An 18,404-nucleotide genomic window follows, 5' to 3' on the forward strand; every position below is an offset into this window, starting at 1 on the left:
AACCCCGCGACAGCTCCGGGCCGATGCGCGCAGAGTGAGCATCGAGCCCGCTGACCGCGGGCGTGCATCGACGGAAGGAAGACCCCATGGTGGATCTCGGAGGCCTGGCAGACAAGGCCAAGAACCTGGCGAACAGCGACAAGGGCGAGGACGTGACCGACAAGGGTCTCGACGCGGCCGGAGACGCCGCCGGGAAGGCGACCGGCGGAAAGTTCGACGACAAGATCGACGGAGCCGAGCGCGCGGCGGACGGACGCATCGGCAACGAGTGAGCCCCCTCGGGGGAACCGGTTCTCGCCCGGACACCGCCTGCTGAGCGGCGTCAGGGGCAGAACCGGTTCCCCCGCGGGCTAGGCCAGCGCGTCCAGCAGCGCGAGCACGACCGCGGCCGAGCGGTCGGCCGCGTCGTCGACGTGCGCCTCGAACTCGCCCGGCGCGCACAGGTCCGAGATGCCGCGCACCGAGACGAACCGCAGCCCGTGCACGTGTGCCGTCTGCGCGAGCGAGACCGACTCCATGTCGGTCGCGAGCGCTCCGGAGAAGTGACCGCGCACCCGCTCGACGTGATCGCCCGAGACGAAGGTGTCGCTCGACACGATCAGCCCGCGGCGGACGACGACCTCGGGCACCGAGACGTCGGTGGCGAGCGCCGCGGCATCGCCGGAGTAGCGCTCGGGCATCCCCGGCACCTGCCCCATCGCGTAGCCGAAGGCCCGCGCGTCGGCGTCCGTCTGCACGTACTCCTCGCCGATCACCACGTCGCCGACGCGCACCTCGGCGCCCAGCCCCCCGGCCGAGCCGGCGCTGATCACCAGCGGCTCGTCGCCGAGCGTGCGGAGGATCGCCGCCGTCAGCCCGCCCGCCGCGTTGATGAGGCCGACACCCGTGCGCACCAGCACCACGTCGTGGCCGCCCAGCTCGAGGTCCCACTGCAGCGCGTTGCCGACGCTGCGCGGCTCGGAGGCGGCGGTCGCCTTCGCGAGGAAGGGCTCCGCCTCCTCGTCCATCGCGACCAGGATGATCGCCTCGCTCACGCGGTCACCGTCTCCCACTCGTCGCGGCGCGAGAGGAAGGTGCGCGCCGCCTCCTGAGCGCCCTCGAGCGAGTGGTTCGCTCCCCAGCCGCACTGCGTGTCGTTGGCCGCGGGCACTTCGTCGGCCTCGGTGATGTCGCGGAGGGTGTCCTCGACGAGCGAGAGCACCTCGGCGAGCTCGGGCTCGCCCTGCAGGATCAGGTAGAAGCCGGTCTGGCAGCCCATCGGCGAGAAGTCGATGACCTTGTCGGAGTGGTTGCGCGACTTCTCGGCGAAGAGGTGCTCGAGCGAGTGCACGGTCGGCATCTCGAGGTGGGAGGCGTTGGGCTGGGTGAAGCGCACGTCGTACTTGACGAGGTGGTCACCCGCCGGGAGCGTCTTGGCGTCGGCGAGGCGCACGTACGGCGCGGCGACGGTGCGGTGATCCAGGTTGAAGGACTCGACGTTCATGCGCGGCTGTTCCACGGTGCTCTCCTTGTTCGGCGGTGCCCCCATCATCCTCCGCCCGCCTGCCCGCTGCTCGAACAGCGCCGGAGGCGGCGTATCGAGTGGCGAGGGTGAACTCGGCGCGCATCGCCCTCCATGCTGGTCGAGTAGCCCCGAAGGGGCGTATCGAGACACACCAGCGTCAGCAGATCAGCCTTCTGCCCTGGCCTTCCGACGGACGTGGATCTCGATACGCCCGCTTCGCGGGCTACTCGATCAGCGAGAGAAAGGAGCCCGCGCTCACTCTCCCGGCACGAACCGGTACCCCATCCCCGCCTCCGTCAGCAGGAACCGCGGGTGCGCCGGGTCGGGCTCGAGCTTCTTGCGCAGCTGCGCGAGGTACAGCCGCAGGTACCCGGTGTCGGTGACGTGCGCCGGCCCCCAGATCTCGTCGAGCAGCGAGCGCCGGGTCACGAGCTTGCCCGCGTTCCGCACCAGGATCTCGAGCACCTGCCACTCCGTCGGCGTCAGTCGCACGGAGGCGCCGGCCCGCGTCGCGCTCTTCGCCACCAGGTCGACGGTCACCTCCCCGATCACCACGAGCGGCTCGCCGTCGGCCGGCTGCACGCGCCGCGACAGCGCCCGGATGCGCGCCAGCACCTCGTCCATCGAGAACGGCTTCGTCACGTAGTCGTCGGCTCCGGCGTCGAGCGCGCCGACCTTGTCGGCCGCCCCCGTCCGCCCCGACACCACCAGGATCGGCGCGCTCGTCCAGCCGCGCAGCGCGTGGATCACCTCGACCCCGTCGAGCCGCGGCATGCCCAGATCGATCATGTAGAGGTCGGGATGCTCGTCGATGGCGCGGTTGATCGCCTCCGTGCCGTCGCCGGCCGTCACCACCTCGTAGCCGCGCGCGGTCAGCGTGATCCGCAGCGCGCGGAGGATCTGCGGGTCGTCGTCGGCGATCAGGATCTTCATGCGGCTCCTCCCGAAGCGTCTGCGACACCGGAAGCCGAAGCGATCGGCAGCTCCACCACCATGGTCAGCCCGCCGCCCGGGGTGTCCTCGGTCTCGAGCGTCCCGCCCATCCCCTCGGTGAACCCCTTCGACAGCGCGAGCCCGAGCCCCAGCCCGGTGGTGTTGTCGTCGTCCCCCAGCCGCTGGAACGGCACGAAGATCTCCTCCCGCCGCGCAGGTGCCACCCCCGGCCCGTGGTCGACGATGCGGATCTGCGCGGTGCGGCCGAAGGCGCTGGTCGACACCCGCACGCGCGTTCCATCGGGCGAGTAGCGCACCGCGTTCGCGAGCAGGTTCACCACCACCCGCTGCAGCAGCACGGCGTCGGCGAGCACCGGCGGGCCGTCGAGGTCGAGATCGAGGTCGACCTCGCCCGGTCCGAGCCCCAGCTCGTCGAGCGCGGGCAGCACGACGTCGGCCGCGTCGAGAGGCGCGAGCGCCACGGCGAGCGCCCCCGCCTCGAGTCGCGTCACGTCGAGCAGATCCGTGACGAGCGCCGCGAGCGTCGTGAGGCTCTCGTCGGCCGTCGCGAGCAGCTCCGCCCGGTCGCGCTCGCTCCATTCGACGTCGCGCGAGCGCAGCCCGCTGACCGCCGCCGTGGCCGCTGCGAGGGGCCGCCGCAGATCGTGGCTGACCGCCGACAGCAGGGCGCTGCGCACCCGGTCGGTCTCGGCGAGCGGAGCCAGCGAGCTGGCCGTCTCGGTGAGTGCTTCGTTCTCGAGCACCGAGTCGAGCTGCGCCGCGACGACCTGCAGCAGGCGCCGCTCGCTGCCCTCGAGCTGGCGTCCGTGCAGCTCGAGCACCGCGTTCGCGCCGACCGCGATCCGCACGGGCTCCGCCTCCGGAACCGGCTCGCCGTCGACCGCGACCACCGCGCCGTCGCGCAGCAGCCGCACCCCGGTCAGCCCGAACGCCTCGCGCGAGATCTCGAGGATCGCCTGCAGCGCCCCCTGCCCGCGGATGACGCCGCCCGCGATCGTCGCGAGCAGCTCCGACTCCGCACCCGATCGCTTCGCCGCCCGGGAGCGCCGCGCCGCGCGGTCGACCACCGCGCTCACCAGCGCCGCGTTCAGCACGTAGAGCACGAGCGCGAGCGCGTGCAGCGGCTCGTCGACGGTGATCGTGTAGAGCGGATCGACGAAGAAGAAGTCGAGCGTCAGACCCGAGAGCACGGCCGCGAACAACGCGGGCCACACGCCGCCGACCAGCGCGACGAGCACCACGAGCAGCTGGTACGAGAGCACATCGCTCGTGATCGATTCGTCGCTCCGGAGGCTCGACAGCAGCCAGGTGACCAGGGGGCCGCCCACGAGCGCCAGCGCCGTGCCGGCGAGCTTGCGGCGGAGGGTCAGCGCGCCGTCGAGCCGCGGCAGCACCGCGCTGCGCCCGGCCGCCGAGTGGCTGACGATGTGCACGTCGATGTTGCCGGACTCGCGGATCACCGTCGCGCCGATGCCCGGCGTGAGCGCCGAGGCGAGGCGGCTGCGGCGGCTGACGCCCAGCACCAGCTGCGTCGCGTTCACCGACCGCGCGAACTCGACGAGGGTGCGCGGCACGTCCTCTCCGACGACCTGGTGGTAGCTGCCGCCGAGCGACTCGACGAGCGCGCGCTGCGCCTCGAGCACGTGCGGGCGCGGGGTCCGCAGCCCGTCGGGCGTGACCACGTGCACGGCGAGCAGATCGCCACCGGAGGCTCGCGCGGCGATCCGCGCACCGCGGCGCAGCAGGGTCTCGCCCTCGGGCCCTCCGGTGAGCGTCACGACCACGCGCTCGCGCGCCTCCCAGGTGCTGTCGATGCCGTGCTCGACGCGGTAGTCGCGTAGCGCGCTGTCGACCTCGTCGGCGAGCCAGAGCAGGGCGAGCTCGCGGAGCGCTGTCAGGTTGCCGAGGCGGAAGTAGTTCGAGAGCGCGGCGTCGATGCGCTCGGGCGGGTAGACCCGGCCGTCGGCGAGGCGGTCGCGGAGCGCCTGCGGGGCGAGGTCGACGACCTCGATCTGGTCGGCCGCCCGGAGCACCGCATCCGGGATCGTCTCGCGCTGGGGCGCCCCGGTGATCGCCTGCACGACGTCGTTGAGCGACTCGATGTGCTGGATGTTGACGGTCGAGAAGACCGTGATCCCGGCGTCGAGGAGCGCTCGCACGTCCTCCCAGCGCTTCTCGTGCACCGACCCCGGGGCGTTGGTGTGGGCGAGCTCGTCGACCAGCGCGACCTCGGGGCGGCGGGCGAGCACCGCCTCCAGATCCATCTCGTCGAGCACGACCCCGCGGTGCTCGACCGTGCGCCGCGGGATCACCTCGAGCCCCTCGACCATGGCGGCCGTGGCCGCACGGCCGTGCGTCTCGACGACGGCGACCACGACGTCCCGGCCCTCGGCGGCGAGCCGGCGGCCCTCCTCGAGCATCGTGTAGGTCTTGCCGACGCCGGGCGCGGCCCCGAGCAGCACGCGCAGGCGGCCCTTCGTCATGCTCCGGCCCCCACTTTCGGCTCGCGGGATCGGCTCCGGCTCGCAGGATCGCGGCGTTCCGACGAGCCGAACGCGATTCTACGAGCCGGAGGTGCTCCGAGGGCTGCGCTCACAGCCGCGCGAGCGCCAGGTTCAGCTCGAGCACGTTCACCGTCTCGTCGCCGAGGACGCCGAGGTCGCGGCCCTGCACCGATTCGGCGACGAGCGCGCGCACGCTCTCCTCGGGCAGTCCGCGCGCCTCGGCGACGCGGGCGACCTGCAGCTCGGCGTAGGCCGGGCTGATGTGCGGGTCGAGCCCCGAGGCGGAGGCGGTCAGCGCGTCGGCGGGCACCTCGGCCGGGTCGACCCCGTTGAAGTCCGTGATCGCCGCCCGGCGCTCCTCGATCGAGGCGACGAGGTCGGGGTTCGAGGGCCCGAGGTTCGAGCCGCTGGACGCGCTCGCGTCGTAGCCGTCGCCGGCCGCGGAGGGCCGCGACTGGAACCACTCCGGCAGCGGGTTCCCGTCGGCGTCCGTGAAGGACTGGCCGATGAGGGAGGAGCCGACGGGCGAGCCGTCGACGGTGAGCATCGAGCCGTTCGCCTGGGAGGCGAACGCGACCTGCCCGAGGCCGGTGACGGCGAGCGGGTAGACGACTCCGAGGGCGACAGTGAGCACGAGCATCGCGCGCAGCGCGACTCCGTACTGGCGGAGGCCCGAGCGGGTGGGATTCATGGGGGTTCTGCTTTCCGAGGAGGGTCTAGAAGCCGGGGAGGAGGGCGACGACGAGGTCGATCAGCTTGATCCCGATGAAGGGCGCGATCACGCCTCCCAGCCCGTAGACGAGGAGGTTGCGGCTGAGGATCTTCGAGGCGCTCAGCGCCCGATAGGCGACGCCGCGCAGGGCCAGCGGGATGAGCACGACGATCACCAGCGCGTTGAACACGATCGCCGAGAGGATCGCGGAGGACGGCGAGTGCAGCTGCATCACGTTCAGCACCGCGAGCCCCGGGAACACTCCGGCGAACATCGCCGGGATGATGGCGAAGTACTTCGCCACGTCGTTCGCGATCGAGAACGTGGTGAGCGCCCCGCGGGTGATCAGCAGCTGCTTGCCGATCCGCACGATGTCGATGAGCTTGGTCGGGTCGGAGTCGAGGTCGACCATGTTGCCGGCCTCCTTCGCGGCCGAGGTGCCCGTGTTCATCGCCACGCCGACGTCGGCCTGAGCGAGCGCGGGGGCGTCGTTGGTGCCGTCTCCGGTCATCGCGACGAGGTTGCCGCCCTCCTGCTCCTTGCGGATGTAGGCGAGCTTCTGCTCGGGCGTGGCCTCGGCGAGGTAGTCGTCGACCCCGGCCTCCGCGGCGATCGCGCGAGCCGTGAGCGGGTTGTCGCCCGTGATCATCACGGTCCGGATGCCCATCGCGCGCAGGTCGGCGAAGCGCTCCTTGAGCCCCTCCTTCACCACGTCCTTCAGGTGCACGACGCCGAGGATCCGGCCGGCGCCCGACGCATCCTTCACGGCGACGACCAGCGGCGTGCCTCCGCTCTCGGAGATGCGGTGCACCTGCTCGTCGAGCTCGGCGGTCGCGCGCGCGTCGGCCTGGAGCCAGGCGGTCACGGCCGAGCCGGCGCCCTTGCGGATCTGCGAGCCGTCGGCGAGGTCGAGCCCGCTCATCCGGGTCTGCGCGGTGAACGGGACGACGACGGCGTCACCGGTCTCGGGCCGCAGCCCCGCGAGGTCCACGATCGACTTCCCCTCGGGAGTCGGGTCGCTGAGCGAGGAGGCGGCGGCCGCTCGCAGCAGCTCGCCGCGGTCGGTGCCGCCCACGGTCACGAACTCGGTCGCGCGCCGGTTGCCGTAGGTGATCGTGCCGGTCTTGTCGAGCAGAAGCGTGGTCACGTCGCCCGCCGCCTCGACCGCGCGACCCGACATCGCGAGCACGTTGCGCTGCACTAGCCGGTCCATGCCGGCGATGCCGATCGCCGAGAGCAGCGCGCCGATCGTGGTCGGGATGAGGCAGACGAGCAGGGCGACCAGCACCGGCACGCTGACCGGAGCCGCTGCGTACGAGGCGATCGGGTTGAGCGTCAGCACGACCACGACGAACACGATCGAGAGACTCGCGAGCAGGATGTTCAGCGCGATCTCGTTCGGCGTCTTCTGCCGCGACGCTCCCTCGACCAGGCCGATCATCCGGTCGACGAAGGTCTCGCCCGGCTTCGACGTGATCCTCACGATGATGCGGTCCGACAGCACCCGCGTGCCGCCGGTGACGGCGCTGCGGTCGCCGCCCGACTCGCGCACGACCGGCGCCGACTCTCCGGTGATCGCCGACTCGTCGACGGAGGCGATGCCCCAGACGATGTCGCCGTCACCGGGCACGAGGTCGCCGGCCTCGACGACCACGTGATCGCCGAGCTGCAGATCGGCCGAGGAGACCTCGCGGACCTGCGCGTGCATCGCGGCTCCGTCGCCGGCCCGGTACTCGAGCAGACGGCGGGCCATGGTGCTGGTGCGGGTCTGCCGCAGGCTGTCGGCCTGCGCCTTGCCTCGCCCCTCCGCCACCGACTCAGCCAGGTTGGCGAAGAGCACGGTCAGCCAGAGCCAGATCGCGATGCCCCAGGTGAACGACGCCGGAACGGGCGCGCCGCCCGACTCCTGCGCCCCGCCGAGGAACGGCTCGGCGATCGCGAGCAGCGTGGTGAGCGCCGCACCGACCTCGACGAGGAACATCACGGGGTTCTTCACCATCAGGCGCGGGTCGAGCTTGCGGAACGCGCCGGGGAGCGCCGCGGTGACCTGCTCGAGGCTGAACGCCGAGGCGCCCCGCCTCGGGGCCCGCACGGGAGCCGGGCTTTCGAGTGTGCTGGTCATGGGGGTTACTGGAGTCCTTCTGCGAGGGGTCCGAGTGCGAGCACGGGGAAGTAGGTGAGTGCGGTGACGATCACGGTGACGCCGACCAGCAGGCCGACGAACTGCGGCCGGTGGGTGGGCAGCGTGCCCGCGGTCGACGGAGTGGTGCCCTGCCTGGCGAGCGAGCCGGCGAGCGCCAGCACCATCACGATCGGCAGGAAGCGGCCGAGCAGCATCGCGACTCCGAGGGCCGTGTTGAACCACGGGGTGTTGGCGGTGAGCCCCGCGAACGCCGAGCCGTTGTTGTTCGCGGCCGAGGTGAAGGCGTAGAGCACCTCCGAGAGGCCGTGCAGCCCCGGGTTCCAGATCGAGGTGCTCTCGACGTCGGCCCGCACGGCGGGGATCGCGAAGCTCAGCGCGGTCCCGGCGAGGACGAGGGTCGGCGTGATCAGGATGTAGAGGCTCGCGAGCTTGATCTCGTAGGGGCCGAGCTTCTTGCCCAGGTACTCCGGGGTGCGCCCGACGAGCAGCCCGCCGATGAACACGGCGAGGATCGCCAGCACGAGCATCCCGTAGAGGCCGGAGCCGACGCCGCCCGGGGCGACCTCGCCGAGCATCATGTTGAGCATCGGCAGCATGCCGCCGAGCGCGGTGTAGGAGTCGTGCATCGAGTTGACCGCGCCGGTCGAGGTCAGCGTGCTGGTCGCCCCGAACAGGGCCGAGCCGGCGATGCCGAAGCGCGTCTCCTTGCCCTCCATCGCGCCGCCCGCGGCCTGCGGAGCCGCACCGCTGCCCGCGAGCTCGAGGAGCGTGAGCGCCGTCAGCGAGACGACGAAGATCGTGGCCATCGCCGCGACGATCGCGTAGCCCTGCTTCGCGTTGCCGACCATCCGGCCGAAGGTGCGCGGCAGCGAGAACGGGATCGCCAGCATCAGGATCACCTGCAGCGCGCTGGTCCACGCCGTGGGGTTCTCGAACGGATGCGCCGAGTTGGCGTTGAAGAAGCCGCCGCCGTTGGTGCCGACCATCTTGATCGCCTCCTGCGACGCGACCGGACCGCCGGGGATGCTCTGCGTGCCGCCCGTGATCGTGGTGACGTCGGTGAATCCGCCGAAGTTCTGGATCACCCCGCCGGCCAGGAGGAGGACCGCCGAGATCACGGAGAGGGGGAGCAGCAGGCGGAGCGTCCCGCGGGTGAGGTCGACCCAGAAGTTGCCGATCGAGGCGCTGTTCCGGCGGGCGAAGCCGCGCACCAGCGCGATCGCGACGGCGATGCCGACTCCCGCCGAGACGAAGTTCTGCACGGCGAGGCCGAGCAGCTGCACCGAGTAGCCCATCGTCACATCGGGCGAGTACGACTGCCAGTTCGTGTTGGTGACGAACGAGACCGCCGTGTTGAACGACAGCCCCTCGGGGATCGCGGGGAACCCGAGCGAGTAGGGCAGAAGTGCCTGGGCGCGCTGCAGCGCGTAGACGAGGAGCACGCCGATGAGCGAGAACGCGAGCACCCCGCGGAGGTAGGCGCTCCAGCTCTGCTCGGCACGCGGGTCGACGCCGATGACGCGGTAGAAGCCGCGCTCGACGGCGAGATCTCTGGTCGTCGTGTAGATGTGCGCCATGTAGTCGCCGAGCGGGCGGTGGAGGAGGACGAGGATCAGGGCGACGGAGGCGACCTGCAGGATCGCGAGGAAGGTGTCCATCAGAAGCGCTCCGGCTTCACGAGGGCTGCGACGAGGTACCCGATCGCGCCGATCGCGAGGATCGCGGCGAGGGAGTCGAAGACGATCATTCGACGTCCTCGCTGATCGCCGCGCGAGGGCCGGAAGCGCGCGGCGTGGGCGCGAGCTTCTCGACCCCCTTGGCGATGACGCCGACGAGCGCGAAGACGGCGAGGACGCCGATCACGTAGACAAGGTCGAGCACGAGAACTCCATCCGGGGGCGGAGGACGCCCCCGAGTGCGGAGGCGTCCGACCGGCCCACGGCGAGTGCGGGGCCGGCACGAGTCCTGATGCAACACCCGCCGCCGGCGCCGCGGAGGGGTCCTAACGCCTTCCATACGCGTCGCCCGTCGTCCCTCACGGTCTCCTCACGGAGACGCGTCCGCGCGCGCGGCGACCGCCTGCTCCGAGCCGATCGATCCGTCGAGGACGGGCCGTCCGCGTCGCTGACACGGGCCATCTGCGACGGATCGATCGCCTCGACCACCCCGCTCAGCGCGCCGGCGGCTGATCAGGGCGTGAAGCGAGCCGACCGCGCAGGCTGCGGGCGCCCTATCCTCCTGCCATGAGTGTGACCGCCGGCTCCACGCGCGTCGTCCGTCCGGCCCCTCGGTCGCAGACCGATCGACTCGTGGTTCCCGATGCCCTGCGGGGCATCGCCATCGTCGCCATGCTGATCGCGCACGCGATGCCCCTCGTGCCGAGTCTGCGTGCCGGGGCGATCGGCTTCGTCGCGGGGAACGTCAACGACCTCGCCTCGCCGCTCTTCGCCCTCGTGATGGGGATGTCGGCCGCGCTGGTCCTCGCCCGTCCCGGCGCCTCCGGCCGTCGGGTCGTGCTGCAGAACCTCGCCCGCGCGGCGATCCTCATCGGACTCGGACTGTGGCTGAGCACCTGGGCGACGTGGATCGCGATCGTCCTGGCCTTCCTCGGCGTCACGCTCGCGATCGGGACGCCGATCCTCCTCCTCCGCTCCCGCGTCGTCGCCGCGATCACGGTGGTGATCGTCGTGGTCGGCGCACCGCTGAACGCCGCCGTCGCCGCCGCGGCCGATCCGCTGGTCCTGTACTCGCCGACCCCGGCGGGCTACGCGCTCACCTGGCTCTTCACCGGGCCGAACTACCGCGTGACGAACCTGCTGCCCTTCTTCCTCCTCGGCGCGCTGCTGCTGCGCCACGGCTTCCGGCGCGACCGCCTCCTCGCCGTGCTCGCCGTCGTCGCCGTGCTCGCCTATCCGATGCGACCGCTCCTCGAGCGGGTGACGGGCAAAGACTCCGTCTCGGGGAGCCACCTCGACACCCTGCACGACCTCGGGCTCGTCCTCGCCGTCCACGTGGCCGTCGTCCTGCTCACGACCGTCCGAGCCGCCCCCCGCGCCGCGATCGAGGCCGGCCTCGTGCCCTTCCGCGCGGTCGGGTCGCTCTCCCTCTCGGTCTACGTGCTGCAGGTCGCCGTCGTCGCCGCACTGGCGGGCGCCGGCTACGGATATGCGGTGGACACACCCTGGGCCTTCGCCGTGCTGGTGCTCGGGGTCTGGCTCGCGGGAGTGCTGTGGTGGCGCTTCTGCGGTACCGGTCCGATCGAGTGGGTGACCGGCAGGCTCACCCGGCTCCTCGTGCGGTGATCGGTGCTCGGCCCGGGTCCTCGGGCACGATGCAGGACGGGGCGGTGAGCGGAGGCCGCGCGGCGCGCCGGGCGACGCTCAGCGCGGACGGTGCAGGTGGCGCAGCTCGGTGCGGGAGCTGACGCCGAGCTTGCGGTAGACGGTGCGGAGCTGGGTCTTGACCGTGTTGACGCTCACCCCGAGAGCGGCGGCGATCTCGCTGGTGCTCTCGCCGGCGGCGGCGTGCTCGGCGACGGCCCGCTCGCGACGGCTCAGCGCCGTCCCCGTCGCGCGCTCGAAGCCCTCGCTGACGATCGTGAGGCGCTCGGACACGTCCGCGGCACCCAGCTCATCGAAGAGCACCGCGACCTCGCTCCGGAGCTCGGCGGGGAGGAACGCGAACGGGTAGTAGTAGCGGTGAGCGTGAGCGATTCCCACCGCCTCGGACAGGAGCTCGGAGCGCTGCGCGGCGTCGCTCGTGGCGATCGCGGTCGCGATCAGCGATGTGACGAGCACGCGGGGTCGGGAGCGGTCCACGCCCAGCAGGGGGGCGGCGAGCTGCAGCGCGGCGCGCGATCGGCCGGCGCGCGCGAGCCGCGCCGCGTGGACGGCGGCGGGGAACTGGCGGAGGAAGTGGGCGGACGCCGTGGGGCGGTCCGTGGTGTCCGGCCGCCCGAGCTCCTCCGCTCGCGCCGAGAAGAGCAGCCGCGAGATCCGGATGTACGCGACGTTGACGGAGTCGGTCCTCTGGGCCTGCGGGAGATCGGCGACGAAGGTGTCCAGCTCGTTGCGGAGCATCCGCGCGGCGTGCGGGTCTCTGATCGCGGTCGCGCTGGTGAAGAAGTACGCCGCCCAGTGCAGCGACCTCGCGAAGCTGCCGACCCCGTCGAAGAAGTCCGCGGTGGAGGGGAGCAGCTGGGCGGTCCGGACCAGCGAGGTCGCGAAGCGCGCCTTGACCGAGAAGTCGGGCTCCCACCAGTCGCCGGGGCGCTCGGGAGGTCGCTTGTCGAGCCAGGTCTGCGCGCTGGCGATGCGGCCGTGGAGAGCGTGCAGGTAGGCGATCGCGCCGGCGGAGGCACGCTGCATCATCCTGTGCCCGACGCTGGCCGCCCAGTCCCAGCTCTCGACGTAGTCGAGGACGGCGGCGTCGAGCTCGCCCGCGTGCTCGAGAGCGAGACCCCACTGGTAGTGGAACTCCGCCAGGGCCCCCGCGAGCGGCGAATCGGACTCGAGGGGCTGCCGGCGACGGAGCTCGTGCGCCGCCGTCACCAGGCGCACGACGTCCGCGCCCGCGCCGGCGAAGCGCGCGGCGGCGATCCGAGCGGTCAGGAGGGCGAGGCGGTCGATGGCGTCGCCCCGGGTCGCCTCGGTGAGGACCAGCCGGTACCCGGCGGAGAGGTCGGGGCCGCCGAGCATCCGCAGGACGTACTCCCGCCCGAACCGCAGCCGGGGATGGCCGTCCAGGATCGGATCGGGGAGCGTCTCAAGGACTGCGAGGAGCTCCCGAGGAGCGTCCTGCAGCAGCTCGACCCAGGAGCGGCCGAGGATCTCGACCACCGTGTCCCACTGCTCGGCGGAGGCGGCCGCTCGCAGGCGGTCCTTCGCGAGGAGGTCGACCGGTTCCATCGACCCAGTGTCACCCGAGGAGGGCTCAGCTGTCTCGCCCCCAAGGTGCCGGATGCAGGGAGATGCGGCACGGGGAGGCGCGGCAGCGGACCGGACGATGCTGGAGCCGGCCGGCGCCGTGGAGCTACCCTGGCGGCGTGCGCTCGCGGACCCGCCGCGGACGCCGGAGACTCCGACCCTCCGCCCGACGCGATCACGACCGTCGACGCTCCCGGCGCCTCCGCCCGAGACCCCGCGAACGGAGAAGCCCGTGGCCGACTTCAACGAGATGATCATCGACGAGTTCCGCGCGAACGGCGGCACCGTGACGACGGCCGGCTTCGGCCGCAGCCTCGTCCTCGTGCACCACTCCGGCGCCCGCTCGGGCGAGGAGCGCGTCGCCCCGCTGATGGCGATCCGCACCTCCGACGACGTCTGGCTGATCGCCGCCTCCGCCGCCGGCGCCCCGAAGCACCCCGCCTGGTTCCACAACCTCATCGCGCACCCCGACACCGAGATCGAGACCCCCGACGACGGCCTCGTGCCCGTCCGCGCCCGCGTCCTGGAGGGCGACGAGCGCGACGCCGGCTGGGCGCGCTTCACCTCCGCCTCCGACGGATTCAAGGACTACGAGCGGAAGACCACCCGCGTGATCCCCGTGGTCGAGCTCACCCGCCGCTGACGCTTCCCGCTCGGGCGCAGGGCACCGCCGACGGATCCGTGCCGAACCGGCGTCGCGCGCCTCAGCGGAACGGGACCGGCACCGCGTCCGGAGTCGACCAGCGCAGCGCGATCCGCTCGCGGAACCCGCCGCGGCGCAGCTCCGTCTCGAGCGCGTCGATGACGAGGGGGAGCAGCGTCCGCCGCTCCACGAGCACGTCGAGCACGATCGCGGCGCCCTCGGTCACGAGCACCGACCCCACCTCGGGCACGACAGCGATCCACTGCCGTGCGCCCACCTGCACGTTCCGATGCCCCCGGAGGCGCCGCAGCAGCTCGGAGGAGACACGCGCGTCGAGCGCAGACACATCGGCACGGAGGGCGATCATGCGCCCATGGTCACCGCCCCCGGCGTCCCCGCGGTGAACGCCCGCCCCTCCCCCGATGTCCCGGAGCCGTCCTCCACGAGACACCCCTGGCAGCGAGGGAACCCCGGACCGTCGAGGGGGCCCGCCGTACCGGGCGGCTCCGACGGTCCGGGGTTCCCTCACCCGGCCGCAGGGCAGCTCCGCGAACGACGAAGCCCCCGACCGGATGTCCGATCGGGGGCTGTCGTCTGCTTCTGAGAAGCACTGGTGCGCGAGGGGGGAGTTGAACCCCCACGCCCTTTCGGGCACACGGACCTGAACCGTGCGCGTCTGCCTATTCCGCCACTCGCGCTCACCACGGCACCGAAGCACCGACGAGAAAGACTAGCACCCCGGCGCGCCCAGCCCCGCATCTCCGGCTCGCAGAACCGCGTTCGGCTCGTCAGAACCCTCGATTCCCGAGAGCCGAATCGGTTTCCACGAGCCGAACAGGCCCCCGACCCCCGAGCACGTCCAGACCCGCCCGCCTCCCCCGCACACCCGAATCCACCCCGAGGAGCCCGCATCCAGAGCATCCCAGTAACATGCCCGTAGCCGTGCGCGGCACAGACCAGAGGGGCGCACCGACTCCCCGATCCGATCGTGACCGCCGCGAGGCGATGAACCGGAAGAAGACCGTGGGCATACTGGACAACTTCGAGAAGGGGCTCGAGCGCGTCGTCAACGGCGCTTTCGCGAAGACCTTCAAGTCGGGGCTGCAGCCGGTCGAGCTCGCGTCGGCTCTCCGGAGGGAGCTCGACACCACCGCCGCGATCGTCAGCCGCGACCGCATCCTCGTGCCGAACAGCCTCACCCTGCGCATGTCCACCGCCGACCTCGACCGCATGGAGCGGATGGGCTCGACCCTCATCGACGAGCTCACGACCGTCGCGACCGAGCACGCCAAGAAGCAGGGCTTCCGCTTCTCCGGCCCCGTCGACATCTCCCTCGCCGCCGACGCCTCGCTCAGCGACGGGATGGTCGAGGTCGACTCCCGGAGCGTCAAGGGCACCGTCGCCTACTCCCCCGTCCTCGACATCGACGGCAAGCGCTACCCGCTCACCAAGTCGCGCACCGTGATCGGGCGCGGCAGCGACGCCGACATCACCGTCGACGACTCCGGCACCTCGCGCAAGCACGTCGAGATCCTCTGGGACGGCTCGCGCGCCCAGGTGCACGACCTCGGCTCGACCAACGGCTCCAAGCTCGACGGCAAGCCCGTCACCCAGGCCCCGCTCTCGCCCGAGCAGACCATCTCGATCGGACGCACGCGGATCGTCTTCCGCATCGTCCAGGGCGGCGCACCCGCGCGCGCCCCCCGCGCGTCCGGTCACGCCGGGCGCTCCTCCGACGGATTCTGGGACGACCGGCTATGAGCGAGCTCACCCTGTTCGTGCTGCGCATCGCGTTCCTCGCGCTGCTGTGGTTCTTCGTGTTCGGCATCGTCTACGCGCTGCGCTCCGACCTCTTCGGTCAGCGGGTGCGCAAGCTGCCCGCCGGCGCCGCTGCACCGGCCGGGCAGAGCGACGCGCCGTTCGTCACCGCGGCTCAGCCCGTCGTCGCTCCCGCCCAGCCGGCTCCGGCACCCGCTGCCCCCTCCGCGAGGCGTACCCGCGAGGCGCAGGCCGAGCGCACCGATTCCGGAGGCGTCGCGACGGTCCACACGGCGCAGCGCCTCGTGATCACCTCGGGCCCCAAGCGCGGCACCGAGCTCGAGCTCAACGGCGAGCCGCTCACGATCGGCCGCTCCTCCGAGTCGACCCTCGTGATCCGCGACGACTACACGTCGACCCATCACGCGCGCCTCCTGATCTGGAACGACGAGTGGATGATCCAGGATCTCGACTCGACCAACGGCACCTATCTCGACGGCCGCCGCGTGGGCGCGCCCACCAAGGTGCCGCTGAACACCCCCGTCAAGGTCGGCACGACGACCTTCGAGCTGCGGCGGTCGTAGGGCGTGTCTTCCACCCGTGAGGGCACCGCGGCCGACGGTGCGGTGCGCGAGAGCGCCGCCGTCTCGCACGTCGGCCGCATCCGCTCCAACAACCAGGACTCGGGCTACGCCGGGCGGCAGCTCTTCGTCGTCGCCGACGGCATGGGCGGTCACGCGGGAGGCGACGTCGCCTCCTCGATCGCCATCAAGCGCATCGCCGAGGCAGACCGGCGCTACGCCTCCACCTACGAGGCCGAAGCCGAGCTCAAGCGCACCCTCCTCGCCGCCAATACGATGCTGGCCGACGCCGTCGTCGACCACCCCGAGCTCACCGGCATGGGCACCACCGTCAGCGCGATCGTCCGCGTCGGCGAGTCCGTCGCCATCGCGCACATCGGCGACTCCAGGATCTACGTCCTCCGCGAGGGAAAGCTCGAGCAGGTCACCACCGACCACACCTTCGTGCAGCGCCTCGTCGACTCGGGCCGCATCACCGAGGAGGAGGCGATGACGCACCCCCGCCGCTCCGTCCTCATGCGGGTCCTCGGCGATGTGCACACCAACCCCGAGATCGACACGCTCACGCTCGAGACCGAGCCGAACGACCGCTGGCTGATCTGCTCCGACGGCCTCTCGGGCGTCGTCCCGCACGACGAGATCCAGAAGGAGCTCTCGCGCGACGAGTCGGCGCAGCAGGTCGCCGACCGCCTGATCCGCGACAGCCTCTCGCACGGGGCTCCCGACAACGTGACCGTCGTGATCCTCGACGTCCCCGGCGCGAACGACACCGCGCGGGTGCTCGAGCCGACTCCCGAGCCCGTGATCGTCGGGTCCGCCGCCGCGCCGACGCCCCTCAGCACCGACGACTCGCAGACCCGGATCCGCATCCCCGGTCTCCGCCTGCACACCCGCGCCCCCGCGGCGCAGGGCCCCACCCACTTCGAGCCCGCCTCCGAGGACTACCTCGACGAGCTCATCGAGGAGGACCGCCGGCGCCACCTCCGCCGGCGGATCACCTGGCTCGTCGGGCTCTCGCTGGTGCTGATCGCCGGATTCCTCGGCGTCCTGCTCGCCTACGACTGGACCCAGTCGCGCTTCTACGTCGGCACCGACGGCGACACCGTGATCATCTACCAGGGCATCCAGCAGTCGGTCGGCCCGCTCTCGCTCTCCTCGGTCAAGGAGGACACCGGGATCCCGGTCGACTCCCTCCGCGAGTACGACGTCGAGCAGCTCGAGCAGACCATCAGCGCCGACTCGTACGCGGGCGCGGTCGACATCGTCGAGCGCCTGACGGATGCGAACGGAGCACCGTGACCGCCGCCGCGACGACCGACGCTCCGAAGCGCGAGCGCCCCCGCTTCCTCAAGCAGCGCCTGCGCAACCTCGAGCTGCTCCTCCTGATCGGCGCGTGCCTGATCGACGCGTCCGCGATCCTCCTGGTGCAGCTCGGCGCCCTCGGAGCGATCGACACCACCCTCGTCTCGCTGGGCGCGGGGCTCTCGGCGCTGGTGCTGATCGTGCACGTGGTGCTGCGCTTCGCGGCTCCGGATGCGGATCCCTTCCTCCTCCCGATCGCCACGGTCCTCAACGGCCTCGGCGTGGCCGAGATCTACCGCATCGACATCGCCGACGGCGCGACAGGCTGGGAGTCGGTGGCCGTCCGCCAGATCATCTGGAGCGCCCTGGCGATCGTGGCGGCGATCACGGTGCTGCTCGTCATCCGCAATCACCGGATCCTGTTCCGCTACACCTACGTCGCGGGGTTCGCCGCGATCGTGCTGCTCCTGCTGCCGCTCCTGCCGTTCATCGGCAAGGAGGTCAGCGGCGCCCGCGTCTGGATCGGCATCGGCGACTTCTTCAGCTTCCAGCCCGGTGAGATCGCGAAGATCGCCCTCGCGGTCTTCTTCTCGGGCTACCTCGTGCGCAACCGCGACTCGCTCTCGATGGTCGGGAAGACCTTCCTCAAGATGCGCTTCCCGCGCCTGCGCGACCTCGGACCGATCCTCGTGGTCTGGGCCGTCTCGATGGCGGTCATCGTCTTCCAGCGCGACCTCGGCACGGCGCTGCTCTACTTCGGCCTGTTCCTGGTGATGCTCTACGTCGCCACGGGCCGCACCAGCTGGGTGCTGATCGGCGTCGGCCTCTTCCTCGGCGGCGCGATCCTCGCCAGTCAGACCCTCGGCTACGTCGGCAACCGCTTCGCCAACTGGCTCGACGCCTTCTCCTCCGACCGCTACGGCGCCGATCCAGGAGGCAGCTACCAGCTCGTGCAGGGCCTGTTCGGCCTCGCGCACGGCGGGCTCCTCGGCACCGGCCTCGGGCAGGGCATGCCCGACATCACTCCCGTGCCGCAGTCGGACTACATCATCGCCAGCCTCGGCGAGGAGCTCGGTCTCGCCGGTCTCTTCGCGATCTTCGGCCTCTACCTGCTCCTGGTGTCCCGCGGCTTCCGGATCGGCTTCGCCGGGCAGGACGACTTCGGCCGTCTGCTCGGCGTCGGTTTGTCGTTCGTCATCGCCCTGCAGTGCTTCATCGTGATCGGAGGCGTCACCCGCGTCATCCCGCTCACCGGCCTCACGACGCCGTTCCTCGCGGCCGGCGGCTCGTCCCTGGTCGCCAACTGGATGATCGTCGCCGTGCTGCTCCGCCTGTCCGACACAGTCCGCAATCAGCCCCGTCTGGTGGTGTGACCCGC

The 18,404-nt window shown here is 71.7% G+C and carries 18 protein-coding genes and 1 tRNA gene; 7 read left to right on the plus strand and 12 right to left on the minus strand.

The window, feature by feature from the left end:
• Positions 1-86: 86 nt before the first annotated feature.
• Positions 87-272 (plus strand): Rv0909 family putative TA system antitoxin, encoded by a 186-nt coding sequence (locus tag GRS92_RS10585; protein ID WP_159856029.1) that lies wholly within the window; start codon positions 87-89, stop codon positions 270-272.
• A gap of 78 nt (positions 273-350) precedes the next feature.
• On the opposite strand, the gene mtnN is transcribed toward GRS92_RS10585, so the two are convergent.
• The 9 genes from mtnN to GRS92_RS18860 all read right to left on the minus strand — a co-directional run bounded on the left by mtnN (position 351) and on the right by GRS92_RS18860 (position 9,698).
• Positions 351-1,034: a 5'-methylthioadenosine/S-adenosylhomocysteine nucleosidase gene (mtnN, locus tag GRS92_RS10590; RefSeq protein WP_235021933.1), complete on the minus strand. Its 684-nt coding sequence runs from the start codon at positions 1,032-1,034 to the stop codon at positions 351-353.
• Positions 1,031-1,483 carry an S-ribosylhomocysteine lyase gene (locus tag GRS92_RS10595; protein WP_082499043.1) on the minus strand — a complete coding sequence of 151 codons (453 nt, stop codon included), beginning with the start codon at positions 1,481-1,483 and terminating at the stop codon, positions 1,031-1,033. Before GRS92_RS10595 ends, mtnN begins: the two co-directional genes overlap by 4 nt.
• 276 nt (positions 1,484-1,759) lie before the next feature.
• The gene (locus tag GRS92_RS10600; protein ID WP_159856031.1) at positions 1,760-2,437 is read right to left on the minus strand and encodes a response regulator; all 678 of its coding nucleotides are present in this window, start codon (positions 2,435-2,437) and stop codon (positions 1,760-1,762) included.
• On the minus strand, positions 2,434-4,941 hold the full coding sequence (locus tag GRS92_RS10605; protein ID WP_159856033.1) for a sensor histidine kinase: 2,508 nt from the start codon (positions 4,939-4,941) through the stop codon (positions 2,434-2,436). The genes GRS92_RS10600 and GRS92_RS10605 overlap by 4 nt, the downstream gene beginning before the upstream one ends.
• Before the next feature lie 109 nt (positions 4,942-5,050).
• Positions 5,051-5,653 carry a potassium-transporting ATPase subunit KdpC gene (gene kdpC, locus GRS92_RS10610; RefSeq protein WP_159856035.1) on the minus strand — a complete coding sequence of 201 codons (603 nt, stop codon included), beginning with the start codon at positions 5,651-5,653 and terminating at the stop codon, positions 5,051-5,053.
• A gap of 25 nt (positions 5,654-5,678) precedes the next feature.
• Complete coding sequence (gene kdpB, locus GRS92_RS10615; protein ID WP_159856037.1) at positions 5,679-7,796, minus strand: potassium-transporting ATPase subunit KdpB; 2,118 nt, start codon at positions 7,794-7,796, stop codon at positions 5,679-5,681.
• A 5-nt stretch (positions 7,797-7,801) separates the two neighbouring features.
• Positions 7,802-9,475: a potassium-transporting ATPase subunit KdpA gene (kdpA, locus tag GRS92_RS10620; protein ID WP_159856039.1), complete on the minus strand. Its 1,674-nt coding sequence runs from the start codon at positions 9,473-9,475 to the stop codon at positions 7,802-7,804.
• The gene (locus GRS92_RS10625; protein WP_159856041.1) at positions 9,475-9,564 is read right to left on the minus strand and encodes a potassium-transporting ATPase subunit F; all 90 of its coding nucleotides are present in this window, start codon (positions 9,562-9,564) and stop codon (positions 9,475-9,477) included. Before GRS92_RS10625 ends, kdpA begins: the two co-directional genes overlap by 1 nt.
• The gene (locus tag GRS92_RS18860) at positions 9,561-9,698 is read right to left on the minus strand and encodes a hypothetical protein (protein WP_204162021.1); all 138 of its coding nucleotides are present in this window, start codon (positions 9,696-9,698) and stop codon (positions 9,561-9,563) included. The genes GRS92_RS10625 and GRS92_RS18860 overlap by 4 nt, the downstream gene beginning before the upstream one ends.
• Positions 9,699-10,060: 362 nt before the next feature.
• Between GRS92_RS18860 and GRS92_RS10635 the strand changes: the two genes are divergently transcribed.
• Positions 10,061-11,119, plus strand: coding sequence for a DUF418 domain-containing protein (locus GRS92_RS10635; RefSeq protein WP_159856045.1), 1,059 nt, complete (start codon positions 10,061-10,063; stop codon positions 11,117-11,119).
• Positions 11,120-11,197: 78 nt separating this feature from the next.
• Here GRS92_RS10635 and GRS92_RS10640 read toward each other — a convergent pair whose 3' ends face one another.
• Positions 11,198-12,724, minus strand: coding sequence for a helix-turn-helix transcriptional regulator (locus tag GRS92_RS10640; RefSeq protein ID WP_159856047.1), 1,527 nt, complete (start codon positions 12,722-12,724; stop codon positions 11,198-11,200).
• 250 nt (positions 12,725-12,974) lie between these two features.
• Here GRS92_RS10640 and GRS92_RS10645 point away from each other — a divergent pair, with 250 nt between their 5' ends.
• A complete protein-coding gene (locus GRS92_RS10645; RefSeq protein ID WP_204162384.1) occupies positions 12,975-13,385 on the plus strand; it encodes a nitroreductase/quinone reductase family protein in 411 nt (136 codons plus the stop codon).
• 61 nt (positions 13,386-13,446) lie between these two features.
• On the opposite strand, the gene GRS92_RS10650 is transcribed toward GRS92_RS10645, so the two are convergent.
• Complete coding sequence (locus GRS92_RS10650; protein ID WP_159856049.1) at positions 13,447-13,752, minus strand: hypothetical protein; 306 nt, start codon at positions 13,750-13,752, stop codon at positions 13,447-13,449.
• A gap of 244 nt (positions 13,753-13,996) precedes the next feature.
• Positions 13,997-14,083: transfer RNA gene (locus GRS92_RS10655), tRNA-Leu, on the minus strand.
• 325 nt (positions 14,084-14,408) lie between these two features.
• Here GRS92_RS10655 and GRS92_RS10660 point away from each other — a divergent pair.
• The 4 genes from GRS92_RS10660 to GRS92_RS10675 are packed head-to-tail and all read left to right on the plus strand — an operon-like array spanning position 14,409 to position 18,399.
• Positions 14,409-15,146, plus strand: a complete 738-nt coding sequence (locus tag GRS92_RS10660) for an FhaA domain-containing protein (protein WP_159856051.1) — start codon at positions 14,409-14,411, stop codon at positions 15,144-15,146.
• On the plus strand, positions 15,143-15,727 hold the full coding sequence (locus GRS92_RS10665; protein WP_159856053.1) for an FHA domain-containing protein FhaB/FipA: 585 nt from the start codon (positions 15,143-15,145) through the stop codon (positions 15,725-15,727). The genes GRS92_RS10660 and GRS92_RS10665 overlap by 4 nt, the downstream gene beginning before the upstream one ends.
• Before the next feature lie 3 nt (positions 15,728-15,730).
• Positions 15,731-17,023 carry a Stp1/IreP family PP2C-type Ser/Thr phosphatase gene (locus GRS92_RS10670; RefSeq protein ID WP_235021934.1) on the plus strand — a complete coding sequence of 431 codons (1,293 nt, stop codon included), beginning with the start codon at positions 15,731-15,733 and terminating at the stop codon, positions 17,021-17,023.
• Entirely contained in the window at positions 17,020-18,399 is a 1,380-nt protein-coding gene (locus GRS92_RS10675) for an FtsW/RodA/SpoVE family cell cycle protein (RefSeq protein WP_159856055.1), read from the plus strand. The genes GRS92_RS10670 and GRS92_RS10675 overlap by 4 nt, the downstream gene beginning before the upstream one ends.
• Positions 18,400-18,404: the final 5 nt, after the last annotated feature.

This window comes from Rathayibacter sp. VKM Ac-2754 (genome assembly GCF_009807095.1).
Taxonomy (GTDB): domain Bacteria; phylum Actinomycetota; class Actinomycetes; order Actinomycetales; family Microbacteriaceae; genus Rathayibacter.